Annotated in this window: 12 protein-coding genes; 2 read left to right on the top strand and 10 right to left on the bottom strand. The window is 44.8% G+C overall.

Annotation, left to right across the window (positions count from 1 at the left end; genetic code table 11):
• Positions 1–26: 26 nt before the first annotated feature.
• From ACESPU_RS07555 to ACESPU_RS07540, 4 genes are all read right to left on the bottom strand, one after another.
• Positions 27–1,550: a RagB/SusD family nutrient uptake outer membrane protein gene (locus tag ACESPU_RS07555; protein ID WP_373133237.1), complete on the bottom strand. Its 1,524-nt coding sequence runs from the start codon at positions 1,548–1,550 to the stop codon at positions 27–29.
• A gap of 21 nt (positions 1,551–1,571) precedes the next feature.
• Positions 1,572–4,865, bottom strand: coding sequence for a TonB-dependent receptor (locus ACESPU_RS07550; protein WP_005863792.1), 3,294 nt, complete (start codon positions 4,863–4,865; stop codon positions 1,572–1,574).
• Positions 4,866–5,027: 162 nt separating this feature from the next.
• Positions 5,028–6,008, bottom strand: coding sequence for a FecR family protein (locus ACESPU_RS07545; RefSeq protein ID WP_087345158.1), 981 nt, complete (start codon positions 6,006–6,008; stop codon positions 5,028–5,030).
• Between the two features lie 73 nt (positions 6,009–6,081).
• Complete coding sequence (locus ACESPU_RS07540; RefSeq protein WP_008773220.1) at positions 6,082–6,630, bottom strand: RNA polymerase sigma-70 factor; 549 nt, start codon at positions 6,628–6,630, stop codon at positions 6,082–6,084.
• 192 nt (positions 6,631–6,822) lie between these two features.
• On the opposite strand from ACESPU_RS07540, the gene ACESPU_RS07535 reads away from it, so the two are divergent.
• Positions 6,823–9,000: a thiol protease/hemagglutinin PrtT gene (locus tag ACESPU_RS07535; RefSeq protein ID WP_227154302.1), complete on the top strand. Its 2,178-nt coding sequence runs from the start codon at positions 6,823–6,825 to the stop codon at positions 8,998–9,000.
• Positions 9,001–9,182: 182 nt separating this feature from the next.
• Here the strand turns inward: ACESPU_RS07535 and polA are convergent, their stop codons facing one another.
• Positions 9,183–11,948, bottom strand: a complete 2,766-nt coding sequence (polA, locus tag ACESPU_RS07530; RefSeq protein ID WP_158532667.1) for a DNA polymerase I — start codon at positions 11,946–11,948, stop codon at positions 9,183–9,185.
• Positions 11,949–12,049: 101 nt separating this feature from the next.
• On the opposite strand from polA, the gene ACESPU_RS07525 reads away from it, so the two are divergent.
• The gene (locus ACESPU_RS07525; protein ID WP_057327041.1) at positions 12,050–13,024 is read left to right on the top strand and encodes a polyprenyl synthetase family protein; all 975 of its coding nucleotides are present in this window, start codon (positions 12,050–12,052) and stop codon (positions 13,022–13,024) included.
• A 192-nt stretch (positions 13,025–13,216) separates the two neighbouring features.
• Here ACESPU_RS07525 and deoC read toward each other — a convergent pair whose 3' ends face one another.
• Genes deoC through ade form a run of 5 tightly spaced genes read right to left on the bottom strand, consistent with a single transcriptional unit; the run spans position 13,217 to position 18,444 of the window.
• Entirely contained in the window at positions 13,217–14,155 is a 939-nt protein-coding gene (gene deoC, locus ACESPU_RS07520) for a deoxyribose-phosphate aldolase (RefSeq protein ID WP_057327042.1), read from the bottom strand.
• A 4-nt stretch (positions 14,156–14,159) separates the two neighbouring features.
• Positions 14,160–14,492 carry a nucleotide pyrophosphohydrolase gene (locus tag ACESPU_RS07515; RefSeq protein WP_005860438.1) on the bottom strand — a complete coding sequence of 111 codons (333 nt, stop codon included), beginning with the start codon at positions 14,490–14,492 and terminating at the stop codon, positions 14,160–14,162.
• Positions 14,493–14,494: 2 nt separating this feature from the next.
• Positions 14,495–14,947: a D-aminoacyl-tRNA deacylase gene (gene dtd / locus ACESPU_RS07510; protein WP_005860440.1), complete on the bottom strand. Its 453-nt coding sequence runs from the start codon at positions 14,945–14,947 to the stop codon at positions 14,495–14,497.
• Positions 14,948–14,974: 27 nt separating this feature from the next.
• Entirely contained in the window at positions 14,975–16,810 is a 1,836-nt protein-coding gene (gene uvrC, locus ACESPU_RS07505) for an excinuclease ABC subunit UvrC (protein ID WP_048926925.1), read from the bottom strand.
• Complete coding sequence (gene ade / locus ACESPU_RS07500) at positions 16,807–18,444, bottom strand: adenine deaminase (RefSeq protein ID WP_048927205.1); 1,638 nt, start codon at positions 18,442–18,444, stop codon at positions 16,807–16,809. Before ade ends, uvrC begins: the two co-directional genes overlap by 4 nt.
• Between the last annotated feature and the right edge of the window lie 10 nt (positions 18,445–18,454).

Raw genomic sequence — 18,454 nt, 5'->3', positions numbered from 1 at the left:
TTGAGTTATTTAATTAGATTCCGGATTCAATATCCCGGATTTTGTTTCAACAGCGGGTTTAAAAGTAACGCATTTGTCGGGATCGGTTGCAATATCCGGTCATTATTATTTTCCCATGGCATATCTTTACCAAAATAATAATGATATTTCTCATTTACTTTCTCCAATAACTTGCCGTGTCTCACTAAATCCTCACGGCGATAGCCTTCATGGTACAATTCCCAACCTCTCTCATCGAGAATGGCGTCACGCATGGATGCCATGTTTAAGTTTGCCGGGAGATTCTCCAAACCCGCCCGGCTACGAATTTTATCGACATAGGTTTTCGCTTCCTCCAAATGGCCTAATTCATTCTCGGCCTCCGCATAGGTTAACATAACTTCGCCAAGACGCAATGCGGGAACATTTAGGGAGGCATCCTCTCCTAATGGAATATTCGTTTGCACCTCCCATTTGAACGTAAGTATGCGACTTAGTTGTTCCTCTACGCTTTTGGGTTCCTCGGGAGTACCATAAACCGGCGTTCCATCACTCTTATAAACGATTCCGGATACGGCTATACCTTTGCCGGTAGCTGGATTATAAGGTGTGATGCGTTTATCGTCCGGATCGAAAGTTCGGAAGAAAGGTACGGCCATACCGTATCCGTTGGAAGCGGATACTCCGGTAATGCCAAGGGCGTCGCGGATGGATGCCTCCAATACCAAGGCTACGTATTTGTTTCCATGATTAGCCTCCGCTATATGATTAATAGCCAATATGACTTCATCATTTTGATTCTTGGAGAATATATCTTGATAATCAACCAAGTTGAAACCTCCCTTGTCGATAATCTCTTTCGCATAGATGGAAGCTTTCTTCCAATCTTTCTTATTCAAGTAATAGCGGGCTAATGTAGCCTTGACAGCCCATGAGGTGGGACGGCCATAATCCGTAGAGGAATAAGTTTCCGGCAAGACCTTCTCTACATCAGCCAATTCAGTCTCGATAAAAGATTCCATTTCCTCTTGGGAAGCCCGGGCAATGCCGTTTTTGATATCTTGGCTACCTGTAACCAAAGGAACCGTACCGAATAAATGATATAATTTGTCGTACGAGAAAGCCCTCCAGAAGCGAGCCTCAGCTACATACTGGATAATTTCCGGTTCTGTGGATTCCCCATATTTAGTGATTACCTCATTACATTGCGTAATAAGACTGTAGACACTATTCCAGTTTGTTTCCGACATAGCATGTCCGGCATCCATATTGAGGAAGTTTTGTGCGCCTCCCCATCCGGTTTCAGGCGTACCACCCCAATTACAGAAAAACTCATCGGAGTAAGAGCTAACATTCATTAGCCAATTATTTCCCCCGAAGTAACTGAAATACTGTACATATCCGTAAATACCATTGGTCAATAAACGAGCGCCTTCGATATCGGAAAGGTTACCGTCTCCGATCTGACTGAACAATTTTTCTTCTACCATGGAATCAGAGCAAGAAGTAAAAGCGAGATTGCCAGCTAACAAGGCAAGTAAAATATATTGGATAGAATGTTTACGTATCATATTGAATGTATGTTTTTAATGTTAGAAACTAAAGTTAAGACCAACCGTGAATGTCCGTGCCGGGGGATATGCGTTCATATCTACGCTACCGGGAAGGAATGCGGGAAGATTCTCGGAAGAGGACATATAAGCGTTATTCGCTAATTCCGGGTCCAAGCCGGAGTAAGGGGTGATCAGGAACAAGTTTTGTGCCTGCACATATATCTTAGCCGTCGGGAATATCTTACGAAGTGAAGGGATAGAAGCCAAGTTATAAGACAAGGTTACGTTTTGTAGACGGATAAACCAAGCATCCTCAATCCAGCGGGAATTATAAAGGGCATTACCATTTCCATTCGCACGGTTGGCCGCTATATCTGAGTTCGGATTGGATTCGGACCAATAATTCATGGCATCTACCATATAGTTGGAAGTCTCGAAAGTATTCGGCAGCGTGAAGTTCATCGCTGAGTAGTTATACATCTTATTGCCGAAATTAGCGTTAAAGAAGATATCTAAAGCGAAGTTCTTATACTTGAATGTATTGCCGAAGCCTAGGATTACCCGGGGATCCGGAGTCCCGAGAATCGCTTTGTCTTTGACCGTGATAGAACCGTCTCCATCTAAATCCTTGAAACGATACGAGCCACTGGAAGGATCGATGCCGTCGATGACGTAGGTATAATATGAGTTCGTGCGCTCTCCCTTGATAACACCGATCGTATTCAACGCCGCTACCGTGCTTTCGTCGGTTACGTTATAATCCGTGATCTTATTATCTGTCCAAGAGAAACTCAACTGTGTATCCCATTCGAAATCCCGGGTTTGTATATTGGTTGAGTTCAAGCTATACTCAAGACCCCATACTCGCATGGAGGCGGCGTTCTGCCATTGATATTTATGGCCGGTCATAGGTGATTGTGAAACCTGAACTAACATATCCTTCGTATTTTTCACGAAGAAATCCAGATTACCCGATAAACGGCTGAAGAAGCCATAGTCGATACCCAAGTTGACCTGTGAGGTAGTTTCCCACTTCAAGTCCGGATTTTCCATATAATTCGTTAGCGTGGCTCCGGATACTTTGTTTTGTCCGAGAATGCCATTCGTTGTCATATCATACTTAGAAAGAGATTGGTAAGGATCGATACCCGAGTTACCGGATTGTCCGTAACCCAGACGGAGTTTTAATATATCGACCTTATCTGCGGCTCCGGCCATAAAATCTTCCTTGTCTATTTTCCAACCTACTGAAACGCCCGGGAAATAAGCATATTTATTATTACCACCGAATACGGAAGATCCGTCACGTCTTAACGTTACCGTAGCGAGGTATTTATCATCGAAAGAATAATCGACTCGTCCGAAACCGGAGATATCTTTACGACGATCTTTGGAAGAACTCATCTTGGGAGCGTTTCCACCACCTAGATTGTTTTCGTGTGTGGCATCTGTACCAAAACCTGAGTTCTCGGCACGGAAATAATTGTTATCCCGTTGGTAATACTCGTATCCTAACAACCCGGTTACGTGATGTTTTTTATTGAATACGGCATCATAATGAAGTAAGCCATCGAAGGAGATACCGGTACTTCTCATCGAACTTTGGCTAGCGGTTCCTCCGTGCGTAAAGTTTCCATTATATGCGGTTGTCGACGGTACATAGAAGCTGCGGTGGGCGTTTTGTACGTCGTAGGTAAGCTTGATCTCCGGTTTCAATCCGGGTAATACCTCGTAAGAAGCGCCTGCGCTGAAATTTAATTTGTCCGTATAGATCTTATCGTTTATGTCTAATAAAGAAACCGGATTGGCGATAAAATCATTGTTCGGATCTTTATTATACGCTCCGTTTTGATCCCGTACGGTTACGTTGGGGGCGAAAGCGATGGAGGAGGAGATGACGGAATTACGGGTACCACCTTCCGTCGGCTGGTTCGTATCCAAGATATGGGTAGCGAAAATATTGGAACTGAAGGTGAATTTATCTTTCTTATACTCAATATTACTTCTTCCGGTATAGCGGTCCATTCCAGTATTTTTCACGATACCGTCCATTCCGTAATATCCGAGGGAGAAATAATATTTAAGTGATTCGGAACCACCGGAAAGGTTTACATTATGACTTTGCAAGAAGCCGTTTCTGGTTACTTGATCAAACCAATTCGTGGCTTGCGCCGCATTGATCTCTTGTTCGGTAAAGCTGGTCAAATTGAAAGCGTTGTTGTATCGCATATATTGTTGTGCGTTCATGACGTCATACTCGTTAGCGACAGTTTGTACGCCGGCATATCCATCATAGGATATGCGAATTTTACCTTGTTTACCTCTTTTGGTCGTGATGATAAATACACCATTAGAGCCTTGAGCACCATAAATAGCGGTGGCGGCGGCATCTTTCAAGACCGCTATGCTCTCGATATCGTTCGGGTTGATAGAGTTCAACGGATCACGGTCCGGAGCGTTGAACGCCATTCCGCTACTAGGAGCGCTAGGTGTGTTTACGACGAAACCATCTACTACATATAAGGGGTCCGTATTTAAGAAAAGAGAGTTACGCCCGCGGATAATCGTCTTACCGCCACCACCGGGCTGAGAGGTGTTTTGCTTGAACTGTACACCGGAGATACGACCGGAAAGCATTTGATCCACCGAAGTAGAGGCTCCTCCTATATTCGTCTTGTCCGCACGGATATTGGAAACGGCTCCGGTGATATCCTCAACCTTGCGGCTGGCATAACCAACGACTACTACCTCATCCAGATTCAAGGAGTTTTCTTTCAAGACGATATCGAAATTACTCTTGTTCGCTACCGGGATAATTTGTTTTCCATAGCCGACATACGAAATCTCTATCGAGCTGTTTTCCGGTAATTCCATAGAGAAACGTCCGTCCAAATCCGTGATCGTTCCGTTCGTGGTATTGCGTTGAACGATGCTGACGCCAATAACCGGTTCGTTATTCTCGTCTTTTACCACACCGGAAATCTTCTTGCTCTTTTGCGATATACCATTCTTTTCTTTAATAATAAGAGCGATCTGGCGGTTATCGATCTCGTAGGTGAGATTTGTGGTTTTTAACATAGCATTGAGGACCTCCTCTATACTTTGACCATTTGCGTTAGCGGAGACTTTCTGAGAAAGATCCGTTCTCTTGTCATCATAGAAAAAGGTATATTTACTTGCGGACTCAATTTTTTTCAAAGCCTCTTCCAGAGAGACATTAGAGAAAGAAATACGAAGCTTTTCTTGCGCATAGGTTACTCCCGCATGGAGGAGCATCACTATAAATAATGATAAAGTGCAAAATGAATGTTTAAAGATGGAATAATTTTTCATACTTTTGTATTAATAAAAGATTAAGAATCTGTGAGCTACGGAAAGCGCCAACTTTTGTCATAACTCACGTTTTTTTTCGTTTATGAGGGCATGCGATGCCCCCGAAAGGCATAATCAAATTATGCCTTTTGTCTTTTGTCATATACTCATAGGCAAAATAATTTAAGGTTCTACACTACTTATTGTTACACGGTTGTTATCATCGAATGTATATTTTATCGGATTAATCTTAGACAAAGTTCGTAATATCGTTTCCAAGGAATCATCTTTTACCGTGAACGTATAGAATTGACTCTCGGCTATCTTTGGATCGACATTGATTTTCACGTTGTACCATCTTTCCAGATATTTACAGATATAGCCGAGCGACTTACTTTTAAAGAATACTGATTCTTTTGCCCAGAATGTCTCTAGCTCCACATCCGACTGTTCAATCTTCAATGTCTGCTCCTTTTTATTGATCCTTGCGATCTCTCCCGGGCTTAGAAAGGCTTCCTTTCCGTCTTTTAGTGATACGGATACCGATCCGCTACGAAGGGCGATCTTCGCGTTATTATCGTTCGGGTAGGAATATACGTTGAACTTCGTTCCATATACCTTTACTTTTAAGTCTCCGCTGGAGACGATAAACGGGTGCCTTTTATCTTTTGTGACCTCAAAGGAGGCTTCTCCCTCCAGAACTAATTGCCGTTTATGGATGAACGAAGAGGCATATTGAAGGGTAGAGCCGGTATTTAGCCAGACAACAGAGCTATCTGGTAAGATTATTCTGGATTTCCCGTTCAAGGCGGAATAATATTGATTTGTATTATATTGCCGTACGAATTGATAGCTATAACCGATACCTAACAGTAATAAGATACTGGCAGCGATGGAGATAACTGAGTACTTGATCCGGCGTAAATTTCTTTGTTTATGTTGGCCCGCATGTATACGAGTTTGCATCTTTTCCCAAGAAACTGCCAGATCCGGTTTCGCTTCCGATACCTCTTCTTGTATTTTGTCCCAGAGCAAGGTGATGTCGACGAATAACTCGGCGTTATCCGTTTCTTTTATCCATGCGTCGAACAATACATCTTGTTCCGGGGTGGATTCGTGTTTTAATTGAGCTATAAGTAGCCCCCATGGTATGATTTTTTCCATTACACCGAAATTAGCCTTTTATAATAGAGACACGGTTTTGGAAAAGAACCCTAACGTCTCGAATGAAATTTTTTCAGAAAAGATAATGATAGCCTTTCCCTAAATGAGCTTTAATATGTTTGAGCGCTTTGGTTATCTGGGCTTCTACGGTTTTTACCGTGATATTCATATCCGTGGCGATTTCTTTGTTAGAACGATTCTCCATACGGCTTTTTAAGAAGACTTCCCTACATTTGTCCGGTAAGGCATAAATGGCTTCGTTTATCAGTTGTTCCAGTTCTTTCATCTCGAGAGGATATTCCTCGATAGCGGATTCGAAAAGGGATATATTCTCCGTGTAAAGCTCTTGTTCATGGTCTCGGAGATAGTTTAAGGTCCGGTTACGGGCAGAGGTGAGGAGGTAAGCTTTTATGGATAATTTGATCTCGATTGTCTTTCGTTTCTCCCAAAGGGCCGTGAATACATCCAATGCTATTTCCTCCGATAACGTATCTTTCTTTATATAGAAAAAAGAAAGTCGATACACAGCGGTGAAGTAGGTGTCGAAGAGATATTTGAATGCCGCCTCGTCATCTTCTTTGATTCGTTGTAAAAGAAAGATATCATCGATATTTTTCATCATACCATTAGATTTACTGATCCTTATCTCCGCAAAAATAAGAGAATATGATGAAATATGTATACATATGGCTAATTTGTCATAATTTTCTAGCATGAATTATCGCAGAGACTTGCCTATGTATAGAAAGAATTTGAAAGCTTTTGATAACTTTGTATGTATTAGTATTTAATATTCATTCAAAACTTTATGTCAATGAAACACGTCTACTTGGCTTTGTTAGCTTGTGCTACGCTATGTGTACAAACACTTTCAGCTGATCCGATAGGTTCGGCCGAAGCGCTCCGGATTGCCCAGCAACAGTATTCGATGGAGAATACCTCGGTGTTGAGGGCCGGTTCTTTTCCTGAGTTTAAGTTGGCCTACGTAGGGACGGAGGAAGGCATCGAGGCCCCTTCTAAATTACGTTCCTCGAGTGTGGAGAATGCCTTACTTTACCTGTATAACGTAGGGGATAACCAAGGTTTTGTAATCGTATCCGGAGAAGATCGTGGAAAGCAGTTATTGGGTATATCCGATAAGGGGGCTTTGCCGGAGAAAGGTCTGTCCGCTACGATGGAGAATTTTATGCGTATGTATATCCATTATGTAAAGGCGTTACGGTCCGGGATGCCTCTAGCGGTGGATAGTGTTGAGGCTTCTTCACGGTTTCCAGAGGCGGTGATCCCTTTGATTAAAACGGAATGGAAGGATGATGCTCCCTACAATGAGATGTGCCCAGTTGTCAATGATGTTCTAACTTTTGCGGGTGGGGAAGGTGTCGCTATGGCGCAGATCATGAATTATTATCAATATCCGAAAAGCGGTATGGGTAACGTAAATTATAAGAATCCGGGAAGTACGTTGGTTGTTTCCGCTAATTTTGGGCATACAACGTATGATTGGGAAAATATGCCTGCTACTCTTGATGAGTCTTCCTCTTGGGATGAGATAGAGGCTGTTTCCACGCTGATTTTTCATTGTGGAGCGGCTGCCTATATGAATTATGAATGGGATATGGGGGCTAATAAAGAAGATGTACGGAAGGCTTTCATTAATAATTTTGGATATGATAAGAATATACAATTGTATGATAGGACCTTCTTTTCCGGAAAAGAATGGACGGATCTGCTCAAAACGGAACTAGCCGCTCAACGTCCGGTTTATTATGAAGGAGGTAGCGGAGAAAATAATCTGGCCTATAAATGGGCATTTGTTTGCGATGGCTATAATCGGAGCGGACTTTTCCATTTAAATACGGGCTGGTTTGGCAGTGGATATTTTGAGTTAGGTGCGATTGGCGATAATTTACGTACTTACAATGAACGCCAAGCCATGATCACGGGTATCCGCAAACCGTCTGATGACTCGAAGCCTGTGAAGTTGTTAACGATCAGTTCTTTGGGTACTAAAGATATTGAAAGTATCAAGCTTGGTGAGAAGTTTCCGATTACTTATAACCTATTTAACTTGGGGCAAGATGGGAGCTATGTCCATACATTAGCCTTTTTCGAAGAGAATGAGGCGGTGGAGTTGCCTGTTAGCGAAGCGGCATTTTTAGATACGATCGCGGACTTTCAGCTAGGTAATTATATAACGAAAGATTTCCTTTGTGAGTCCCTAGGTATCCCGGATACTACGGCTACTCTGTATATGTACGTACTGGGAGGAATGGAAGGAGATAGCATCTTACGTCCGATCCGTTCGGTAAATCATCCGTATGATTATATCTTGTTGGATGTGAAGGATAGCGTTATTTCTTTCTCACAGGCACGGAATAGCTTGACCGCCGATCCTGTAAAGGTCGAGTATGATGCGGAAAGTGGGACCGCTACCTTTGAGGTGACTTTCTATAACAAGCAAAAAACGAATTTCCAAGGTACGGCCGGCCTTTACGTGCGAGATCCTAATCTCTCGATAGACGATTACAGTTGGGAGGTGAATAATTGGCTGGAGATTCCGGCAGGGAAGAGCCAGACGGTATCTTATAGTGGCTCGTTTGATTGGGGTATTGGTGATATGCTTGCCGTAATGGCTACTTACCAAGGTGACTTGAGTGAGCTGTGGGAAACCAAGTATACGGATATCCGTGAAAGCTATCGTACGTTCTGCCTAAAGATCGATGGTTCGCTAGTGGTTTCTAATGAGGTTACCGAGCCGTCTGTCTCGGATTTGGAATATGCGTTTGATTCCGCTTCCGGCCTATTATCGGTTCAATCGGATGTGGCGATAGAAAATATGATGCTTTATACTTACGACGGCGCGTCTGTCTGGGGAACTACCATAGATAGCCGGAAACAATATACGACTACCTTGTCGATACCTTCCGGGCATTATATCTTACGTATAAAGACGGCGGATGGAATAATCTCTAAGAAGATTTATAAGCAATAAGAGTTCCTTTTGATCACTAATAAATAGGGTGTCCTAAAAAGCTTCCGGCGATTTAGGACACCCTGTTGTTTTTACTTAGGCTGTTATGGTCTTAAAAAAACACGTACGTGTTTTTGGAAAAAGTCGTACATGTTTTTCGGAAAACACGTACATGTTTTTTTAAGGGGAATTCCGGCATTATTTTAATGCGCCTCCAACCAGTTCTCTCCCTCGCCGCAATCGGCGATTAAGGGGACTTGTAGTTTCATGACGTTTTCCATTTCCTCCAGCACGATTTTCTTTACCTCCTCGGCTTCCTCTTTGTAGACATTGAAGTTTAACTCATCGTGTACTTGGAGGATCATCTTGCTTTTCAATCCCTCTTCCTCAAAGCGTTCGTAAATGCGTACCATCGCTAGTTTGATGATATCGGCGGCGCTCCCTTGGATAGGGGCATTGATCGCGTTTCGCTCGGCATAGCCGCGTACGACGGCGTTGTGTGAGTTGATATCCGGAAGGAAACGCTTGCGCTTGAAAATGGTCTCTACGTATCCTTTTTCCTTGGCTACCTTGATGCTCTCCTCCATGTATTCCTTGATGCGGGGGTAGGTGCTGAAATAACCGTCTATCAGTTCCTTGGACTCAGAACGAGGGATACCCAGACGCTCGGCGAGCCCGAAGACGGAGATGCCGTAAATGATACCGAAGTTGGCGGTTTTCGCCTTCCGGCGCATATCGCTGGTTACTTCTTCTACCGGGATTCCGTAGATCTTGGCGGCTGTGGCGGCGTGGATATCTGCTCCGCTTTGGAAAGCCTCGATCATATGCGGGTCACCGCTCAGGTGGGCCATGATACGAAGCTCGATCTGGGAGTAGTCGGCCGAGAAGAAGAGGCAATCCGTATTGTCCGGAATAAATGCCTTACGGATCTCACGGCCCAGATCGTCCCGTACCGGAATGTTTTGCAGGTTCGGATTGGTAGAGCTGAGGCGTCCGGTAGATGTTACCGCTTGGTTGAAAGAGGTATGTATCTTTCCGGTCTGCGGATTGATCAACTCGGGTAGAGCGTCGATATAGGTACTTAATAATTTTTTAAGTCCGCGGTATTCAAGAAGCTTGCCGATGATGGGATGCTTGTTGCGAAGTTTCTCCAATACATCCTCGCTGGTACTGTAACCGCCAGTTTTGGTCTTCTTCGCTTTCTCGTCCAGCTTCAAGCGGTCGAAAAGGATCTCGCCGACCTGTTTCGTGGAGTTGATGTTGAATTCCGTGCCGGCCAGCTCGTAAACCTCTTGCTCCAGCTTGTTCATGGATGTGGTCAATTCTCCGGAGGATTGCTTGAGCGCTACCGTGTCTAGCGTGACGCCGGTGGCCTCCATTTCCACTAATACATATATTAATGGCATCTCGATCGTGGTGAAGAGGGATTCCAGTCCTTCCTTCTTTAACTCGGGTGCGAAATAATTCTTTAGCTTGAGCGTGATGTCCGCGTCCTCGGCGGCGTATTCGGCGATTTGCTCCACGGGTACGTTTCGCATCGATAACTGGTTCTTTCCTTTTGGGCCGATCAGTTCCTCGATGTGGACGGTCTGGTACTTGAGGTAGGTCTCCGCTAGGTAATCCATTCCGTGCCGTAATTCCGGATTTAGCAGGTAATGGGCGATCATCGTATCGAACAGAGGACCGGCTACCTTCACGTTGTATTTACGAAGTACCAAAATATCGAATTTGATGTTTTGCCCGATCTTTAATGATTTCGGATTTTGCAGGGCAGGGGAGAAGCGTTCCACTACTTTCGCCGCCTCTACTGAGTTGGCGGGAACAGGGACATACCAAGCCTCGTTTTCTTTCACGGCGAACGACATTCCGACCAATCCGGCTTTCAAGGGATCGATGCCATCGGTTTCCGTGTCAAAAGCGAAAAATTCTTGACCCAATAAAAAGCGGGCTAAATCGGCTTGTTTTTCCTCTGTATCAGTTAAATAATAGTTATGGGGGGTGGACTTTAAGTCCGTGAGAATCGATTTTTTGGGCTCTTCCGTACTCTCGGGCGTAAAAATCGCGAACAAATCGCCTTGAACGGGACCTTTCGGAGCGGCTTTGACCGGCTCAGAACTTAGTTTGTTAATAAATGTTCTAAATTCCAATTCTGTGTAAATCTCAGTCAGCCGCTCTTCGTTTGGCTTTTCACGAACGCAACGGGCGGCATCGAACTCGATAGGGACATCCGTCTTGATCGTCGCCAAGAATTTGGAGAAACGGATTTGCTCGACGTTCTCCTCTACCTTCTTCTTTTGCGCGCCTTTCAACTTATCAGTGTTCGCTAACAGGTTCTCGATACTTCCGAATTCGGTCAGTAGTTTTTGAGCGGTCTTCTCGCCGACACCCGGACAGCCGGGGATATTATCGGAAGCGTCGCCCATCAGTCCCAGCAAGTCGATCACTTGCTCCGTACTCGTGAGGCCGTACTTGTTTAAGACCTCGGGCACGCCCATGATCTCGTAATCGCCTCCGAATTTCGGACGATACATAAATATATGTTCGGACACCAATTGGCCGTAATCTTTATCCGGCGTCATCATGTACACCTCGAAGCCTTCCTTCTCCGCCTGTTTGGACACGGTGCCGATCACATCGTCCGCCTCGTAGCGGGGTACTTCCAGAATCGGAATATTGTAAGCCTCTATGATTTCTTTAATGATAGGGACGGATTGACGGATCACTTCCGGCGTCTCTTCCCGTTGTGCCTTGTATTGCTCGAAGGCCTCATGGCGGAAGGTCGGTCCCTTCGGGTCAAAGGCCACCGCTATATGAGTCGGGTTCTCACGTTTTAATACATCCTCCAGACTGTTGATAAAACCGAAAATGGCGGAGGTATTCACACCCTTGGAGTTGATACGCGGATTCTTGATGAAGGCGTAATAGGAGCGATAAATTAACGCATACGCATCTATAAGGAATAACTTCATTACTTTTAACACGTTTTAGTGGGACAAAATCTGGGTAAATGTACGAAAAAACTCGCTTACTCGATAGTTTTTGTTACTTTTGCGAATCTTTGCATGGAATTATGGATGAAAGAAGGAAAATAGAAGAACCGGTTTCCGCTGAATTTGAACGTTTCAATAAGGATTTCGAGGCATCTCTACGCAGCGAGACGACCCGGTTACAATCGGCTATCGACGTTATACTGAATTCTACCGGGAAGCATGTGCGTCCGTTATTGGTGCTCCTTACCGCCAAGGTCTGTGGACAGGTTACGGATAACACGATCAATTCCGCTGTTTTGCTGGAGCTTTTGCATACCGCTACATTGATTCACGATGACGTGATCGATGAGACGAAGCAACGTCGTGGCGTTCCCTCATTGAACGCTATCTTCGATAACCGTATTTCCGTGTTGGTCGGTGATTATGTGCTTTCTACCGCTTTGATCCGTTCCATACAAACCGGCGATTTGCGGATTGTCGGGATTATCTCTAATTTAGGCAGAGACTTGTCCGAAGGTGAGATCAAGCAATTGGAGACTGCCGAGGAGAGTATCTTAGACGAGAATTGTTATCTGCAAGTTATCAAGAAGAAGACGGCTACCTTGCTTTCCGCTTGCACGGAGATTGGGGCCATTTCATCGGGCGCCTCTGCGGAGGTGATCGCTCTTTGCCGTGAGTTTGGCGAGTATCTGGGGTATTGCTTCCAGATCAAGGATGATATCTTTGATTATTTCAAGGAGGCGAATATCGGTAAGCCGACGGGAAATGACATTCGTGAGGGTAAGGTTACGCTTCCATTATTATATGCCTTGCGGCAGGGTAGGGAAGAGGAGGCCGCCCGTTATTTGGATATGATTTTACGGAAGGATTTCGCGGCGGAGAATGTCGATTCCTTGATCGAGTTCGCCAAGGCGAATGGTGGAATCGAATATGCCGAGGCCCGCATGAAGGAATATCATGATAAGGCGGTCGATGTTCTTTTGAGGCTTCCGGAATCCGAGGCTCGGATATCCTTGATCCAGTTGGCGGATTATATTATGACTCGCTCCAAATAGAAATTCCTTTATCTATTAGTTGTAGAGAGATGGCTCTTGTTAGTAAAAAAGTAAGTATGCTTCAATAGCCAATGAAGTTAACTTACTTGACGAAGTCAGTTAACTTCGATGCCAAGGTAAGTTAACTTACTTTGAGAGTGCTTACCGGACACAGGATTCTAAGTCATCTGCGCCCGGTTTAATTAGAATGGACTATTTCCCGAGTCGTTTTTCTATATCACCGACCAGACTGCTCGCTCCTATACGGAACAAATCCTTGTTCAGCCATTCGTTGCCCAGTATTTCCTTTACGATCGTATAATATCGAACTGCGTCTTCCGCCGTGCGTACGCCTCCGGAGATCTTGATGCCAACCTTGTTTCCGGTGATGGAATGGTAGGTTTTGATGGCTTTGCACATGGTATAGGCGGCCTCGAAAGTGGCTCCCGGGTATCCTTTACCCGTGGAGGTCTTGATGAAGTCCGCACCGGAATACATGGCTAGGATGGATGCCTTTTGGATGTTCTCCGCTGTGACTAAAGCTCCGGTCTCTAGGATTACCTTTAAATGGGCGTGGCGACAGCTCTCTTTGATCTCTTGTAATTCTTCCGTCAGTTCCTCGAAATTGTCTTCCATGAAATAGCCTAGGTTCATGACAACGTCGATTTCATCGGCTCCTTGCATGACGGCCATGGCCGTTTCGGCGATCTTGACTTCCGTAAATGTCTGTGAGGATGGAAAACCTCCGGCAACCGACGCGATCTTAACCTCTTGTGCAGTAAGTGCCTGCTTAACCGTTTCCACGAATAGGGGATAGACGCAAATAGCGGCTACGTTCGGGACATCCGGACGAGTTCCCTCGAAATCATTTACCGTGTCTACCATCTTCCAGATACTTTCTTTGGTATCCAGACTGGTTAATGAGGTCAAGTCGATGCAACCATGAATCGTTTTCAATACTTCCGGTGTAAAGTTTTCTTGGAAATGTTTCTCTAAAAGAGCGTTTACAGCCTCGGTGGTCTGGGTATCCGGCAGGGCCGGCTCAAACTTATTGAAAGCTTCATGATAACGGTCTATCTGTACGGAATTTGATTCGTGTTCATGTTCATGATGATGATCATGTCCACATTCGCAATCGTGATGATGTGCCATATGCTTATAGTTTTTGATTGTTTATATGTCGTTCTTTATCTCGGTCTGTTTTCTTTTGGAGATTCTTCTCGAAAGCGGCGGTAAGATCTACTCCGGTCTGGTTGGCGAGGCAAAGCAGTACCCATAAGACATCTGCCATTTCATCGCCTAAATCCCGGTGTTTGTCACTTTCCTTGAAAGACTGCTCACCGTAGGTACGTGCCATGATCCGGGCTAGCTCGCCCACTTCCTCGGTGAGGATGGTCATATTGGTAAGCTCATTGAAATAACGGACCCCATAGGTCTTGATCCAAGAGTCTACCATTTGCTGGGCTTGTTGTAAAGTTATATCTGCCATACTTATTCTTTATTTTGAGAGTCGATAATAATAGTAACCGGCCCGTCGTTTAAAAGTTCAATTTTCATATCAGCTCCGAATGTTCCGGTTTGTACAGGTTTTCCGAGTTGAAGCCCTACCTCTTCGCAAAAAGCTTTATACATCGGAATGGCGATATCCGGTTTAGACGCTTTTAAGTAGGAGGGGCGGTTCCCTTTTTTCGTAGAGGCGTGTAAGGTAAATTGGCTGACAACCATGATCTCGCCTCCCGCTTCGATAACCGAGCGGTTCATGACCCCGTTTTCATCGTCAAATATGCGTAGGTTGGTGATCTTTTTTGCCAACCATTCAATGTCTTCTTGCGTATCCTTGTCCTCGATACCGACTAATACCAATAGCCCCTTTCCAATTTTGGACTTAAGCTGTCCGTCTATCGTGACGGAAGCGTGCTGCACACGTTGTGTAACTGTTCTCATCTTGTTCGCTTTTTGTTCGCTTTTGTTCTATTTTTGTTCGCTTTCTGTTCGCTTTCCATCCAGTCCCTCTTGTAGTGCCTTGGCTTTCGCCTCGCCAATCACGGATTTCAGTTCCTCGAAGCTTGCTTCCTTGATTCGTTTTACGCTTTTAAAGTGACGTAAAAGTAATACTTTTGTCTTTTCACCGATACCCTTAATGGTGTCTAATTCGGATTTTGTCTGGGTCTTACTTCGTTTATCCTTGTGGAAAGTGATGGCGAAACGGTGTACCTCGTCTTGTATCCGGGTAAGTAGATGGAATAGCGGACTGTCCAAACGCATGCCAACGGTTACGGGTGGGAACCCGAATAATAACTCCGAGGTTCGGTGCTTACCATCTTTCGCTAGTCCGGCGATTGGAATGGACAAGCCTAATTCATCTTCTACCACCGAGCGAACCACTTCCATTTGCCCCTTTCCACCGTCTGTTATAATCAAGTCGGGTAGGGGAGATTGCTCCTCGATCGCTCGCCCGTAACGCCTACGGACGACTTCTTTCATGGAGGCGTAATCATCCGGACCGACTACGGTCTTTATATTGTATTTACGATACTCCTGCTTGGACGGTTTCCCCATCTTGAATACCACGCAAGCCGCTACCGCATCGCTTCCCTGTATGTTTGAATTATCGAAACATTCGATATGAGCGGGCAGTTTTTCCAGATGCAAGGCCTCTTGGATCTCTTTCAAGATACGGGTATTCCGTTGTTCCGGATTCAACTTTTCCGCTTGCTTCAAGCGGTCTACCTTAAACTGCTTGACGTTCATCTCGGATAAATCGAGCAGTTTCTTTTTATCCCCTCTTTGGGGAATGGTGAAAGTGACATTCTCTAGCTGCATGTCCAGCTTGAAGGGTACGATAATCTCCCGGGCGGTGCTTTTAAAACGATTCCGCATCTCGATAATACCGAGGCTTAACAATTCCTCCTTGGTCTCGTCCAATCGTTTTTTATACTCGAATGTATAGGCTTGTACGATCGCCCCGTTTCCGATATGCATAAAGTTCACATAAGCGGAATGGTCATTCTCTATGATCGTGAATACATCTATATTATGTAGCATCGGGGTTACGACCGTAGATTTAGAACGGTAGTTCTCGATGACTTCGTATTTTTCCTTGATCTTTTGCGCTTCCTCGAACTTGAGCTCGGCAGCGAGCGATTGCATCTCCTCATAGAGGTGTTTGCTAATTTGCGAGATGTTGCCTCGCAGAATCTCTTTGATCTCGGAAATATTTTGCTGGTATTCTTCCAATGATTGCAAGCCTTCACAAGGCCCTTTACAACGCTTGATATGGTATTCCAGACAAACCTTATAGCGTCCTTGTGCGATGGATTCGGGAGTGAGGGGATATTTGCAAGTGCGTAAAGGGTAAAGTTCCTTTAGCATCTGTAGCATCACTTTCGCCGTGAACAAAGAGGGATAAGGACCGTAATATTGCGATCCGTCCCGAACGATGTTCCGGGTTTGGAAAACCCGGGGAAAGTACTCGTTCTTTACCACGATGGAAGGGTAGGTTTTGTCGTCCTTCAATAATACGTTATAGCGGGGACGATACTGTTTGATGAGGTTGTTTTCCAGTAGTAACGCGTCTTCTTCCGTATCGACGACTATATATTTGATATCCCGGATTTGTTTGACTAACACACGTGTCTTATTGCTGTCATGTACCTTGTTGAAATAAGAGGATACCCGTCGTTTTAGGTTCTTCGCCTTGCCGACGTATATAATCGTTCCGTTTTCATCGAAATACTGGTAGCATCCCGGCTTTTCCGGAATGACCGATAGGATCGTCTTGATATGTTCGTCTTTATCGGCTATCATACGAATAGGGGAGTAAATTGGAATGTCTCGCTATTGAACAAACCTTTGTTGCTAAGTTTCAAGGATGGGATCACCAGCAATCCCATAAAAGAAAGCGTCATTTGTAATGAATCCATCGGGGTCTTTAATCGCTTGATCTTTTCCTCGATCTCTTCGTAACGGCGACTTGTTTCCTCCAGCGATTCGTCGCTCATCAATCCCGCTACCGGCAAGGGCAGGAGAGTGACTTCGTCCATACTGCTTACTGCGATTCCACCTTTAGCCTTTATTACCGCATTGATCGCTTGCATAAGCTCGAAATCGGTTACGCCTATAGCGATGATGTTATGGCTATCGTGGGAAATACTTTGAGCGATGGCACCGAGCTTGAGCCCTGTTCCTTTTATAAAGGCAATAGCGGGAGGAGCCGTTTGATAGCGATTTAGAATGACGAGTTTTAAAATGTCTCGTTCTGTATCTGATTCTACAAATCCATCGAATGTATGTACAGGATATAGTTCTTCTTTCGTGATTAATTCGCGGTCTTCGCAAACAATGACACGCATCTGTTTTCCTTTCGCTTTTACCGCTAGCTTTTCTAATGGGATCGGTTTCGTGTGGAAATTATTGCGGAGTATAGGTTTGTGGAAAGGAAGCGTGCATTTCTCTCCATCGTATACACAGGTTCCTTGTATATAGGTTGCCTGTATGGTTAGATTCTTTAAATTGTTTACTTGGATAAAATCGGCGGAGTCTCCCTCTCGTAAGAAACCTGCGGGAATTTTATAGTGCATGGCCGGATTATAGGAAGCGGCCCGTAATACATCATATAGATCATATCCTAAATCCAGCGATTTTTTTACCATCCTATTTATGTGTCCTTTGTTTAAAAACGAAGGATGCGCGTCATCCGTACAGAACATGATTTGTTCGGGATACTCTTTCAATAGCGGATGAAGTGCGTCAAAGTTTTTCGCCGCGCTTCCTTCCCGAATAAGGACATGCATCCCAAGCTCACATTTTTCACGGCCTTTTTCTAGATAGATGGTTTCATGATCGGTGGAAATACCAGACTCGATATATGCCTTTAGCTTGGGGCCTGTTGCTAGGGGATAATGTCCGTCGATGGGTTTACCCGCTTGTTTCGCGGCTTCTATTTTGCGCATAACTTCCGGATCTTTATTTAAGACTCCGGGGTAATTCATCATCTCAGCCAAGAAGTGTAGATCCTCTCGTTCCAACAAACGAGCGGTTTCGTCTGCGTCTATGATCGCACCGGATGTTTCCATAATCGTAGCCGGTACGCAAGACGGGATACCGAACCATGTGTAGAAAGGAATCCCTTTCGCGTTGTCGAGCATATATTCGACTCCTTCGATACCCATTACATTCGCTATCTCATGAGGGTCCGCCACGCCACCGATACTGCCATGGCGTACGGCTGCGTGAATGAATGCCGCAGGGGTTACCATGCTACTCTCTATATGGACATGCGCGTCAATAAAGCCGGGGAGGAGGTAAGATCCCTCATCTTGTCCGGTAGGGATTACCTTTCCGATATGCCCGTTTAGGATTGAAATCTCTGCCCCGAAGGTGCGCCTGTTGATTATATCTACCAGATTTCCTCGTATAACCAGTGTTTTAGCTTCATTCATTTGAATATCT

This window comes from Parabacteroides sp. 20_3 (assembly GCF_964238835.1).
In the GTDB taxonomy this organism is placed as follows: Bacteria; Bacteroidota; Bacteroidia; order Bacteroidales; family Tannerellaceae; genus Parabacteroides; species Parabacteroides distasonis.
The sequence above is the reverse complement of the archived record's forward strand: the minus strand, read 5'-3'. Positions and strand labels throughout refer to the sequence as shown.

Bases quoted from the DNA above. Each gene is read 5' to 3' on its own strand.
- deoC (WP_057327042.1), bottom strand. From the start codon at position 14,155: ATGGCACATCATCACGATTGCGAATGTGGACATGATCATCATCATGAA.
- ade (WP_048927205.1), bottom strand. From the start codon at position 18,444: ATGAATGAAGCTAAAACACTGGTTATACGAGGAAATCTGGTAGATATA.
- ACESPU_RS07515 (WP_005860438.1), bottom strand. From the start codon at position 14,492: ATGGCAGATATAACTTTACAACAAGCCCAGCAAATGGTAGACTCTTGG.
- ACESPU_RS07555 (WP_373133237.1), bottom strand. From the start codon at position 1,550: ATGATACGTAAACATTCTATCCAATATATTTTACTTGCCTTGTTAGCT.
- ACESPU_RS07545 (WP_087345158.1), bottom strand. From the start codon at position 6,008: ATGGAAAAAATCATACCATGGGGGCTACTTATAGCTCAATTAAAACAC.
- dtd (WP_005860440.1), bottom strand. From the start codon at position 14,947: ATGAGAACAGTTACACAACGTGTGCAGCACGCTTCCGTCACGATAGAC.
- uvrC (WP_048926925.1), bottom strand. From the start codon at position 16,810: ATGATAGCCGATAAAGACGAACATATCAAGACGATCCTATCGGTCATT.
- ACESPU_RS07540 (WP_008773220.1), bottom strand. From the start codon at position 6,630: ATGATGAAAAATATCGATGATATCTTTCTTTTACAACGAATCAAAGAA.
- ACESPU_RS07525 (WP_057327041.1), top strand. From the start codon at position 12,050: ATGGATGAAAGAAGGAAAATAGAAGAACCGGTTTCCGCTGAATTTGAA.
- ACESPU_RS07535 (WP_227154302.1), top strand. From the start codon at position 6,823: ATGAAACACGTCTACTTGGCTTTGTTAGCTTGTGCTACGCTATGTGTA.
- polA (WP_158532667.1), bottom strand. From the start codon at position 11,948: ATGAAGTTATTCCTTATAGATGCGTATGCGTTAATTTATCGCTCCTAT.
- ACESPU_RS07550 (WP_005863792.1), bottom strand. From the start codon at position 4,865: ATGAAAAATTATTCCATCTTTAAACATTCATTTTGCACTTTATCATTA.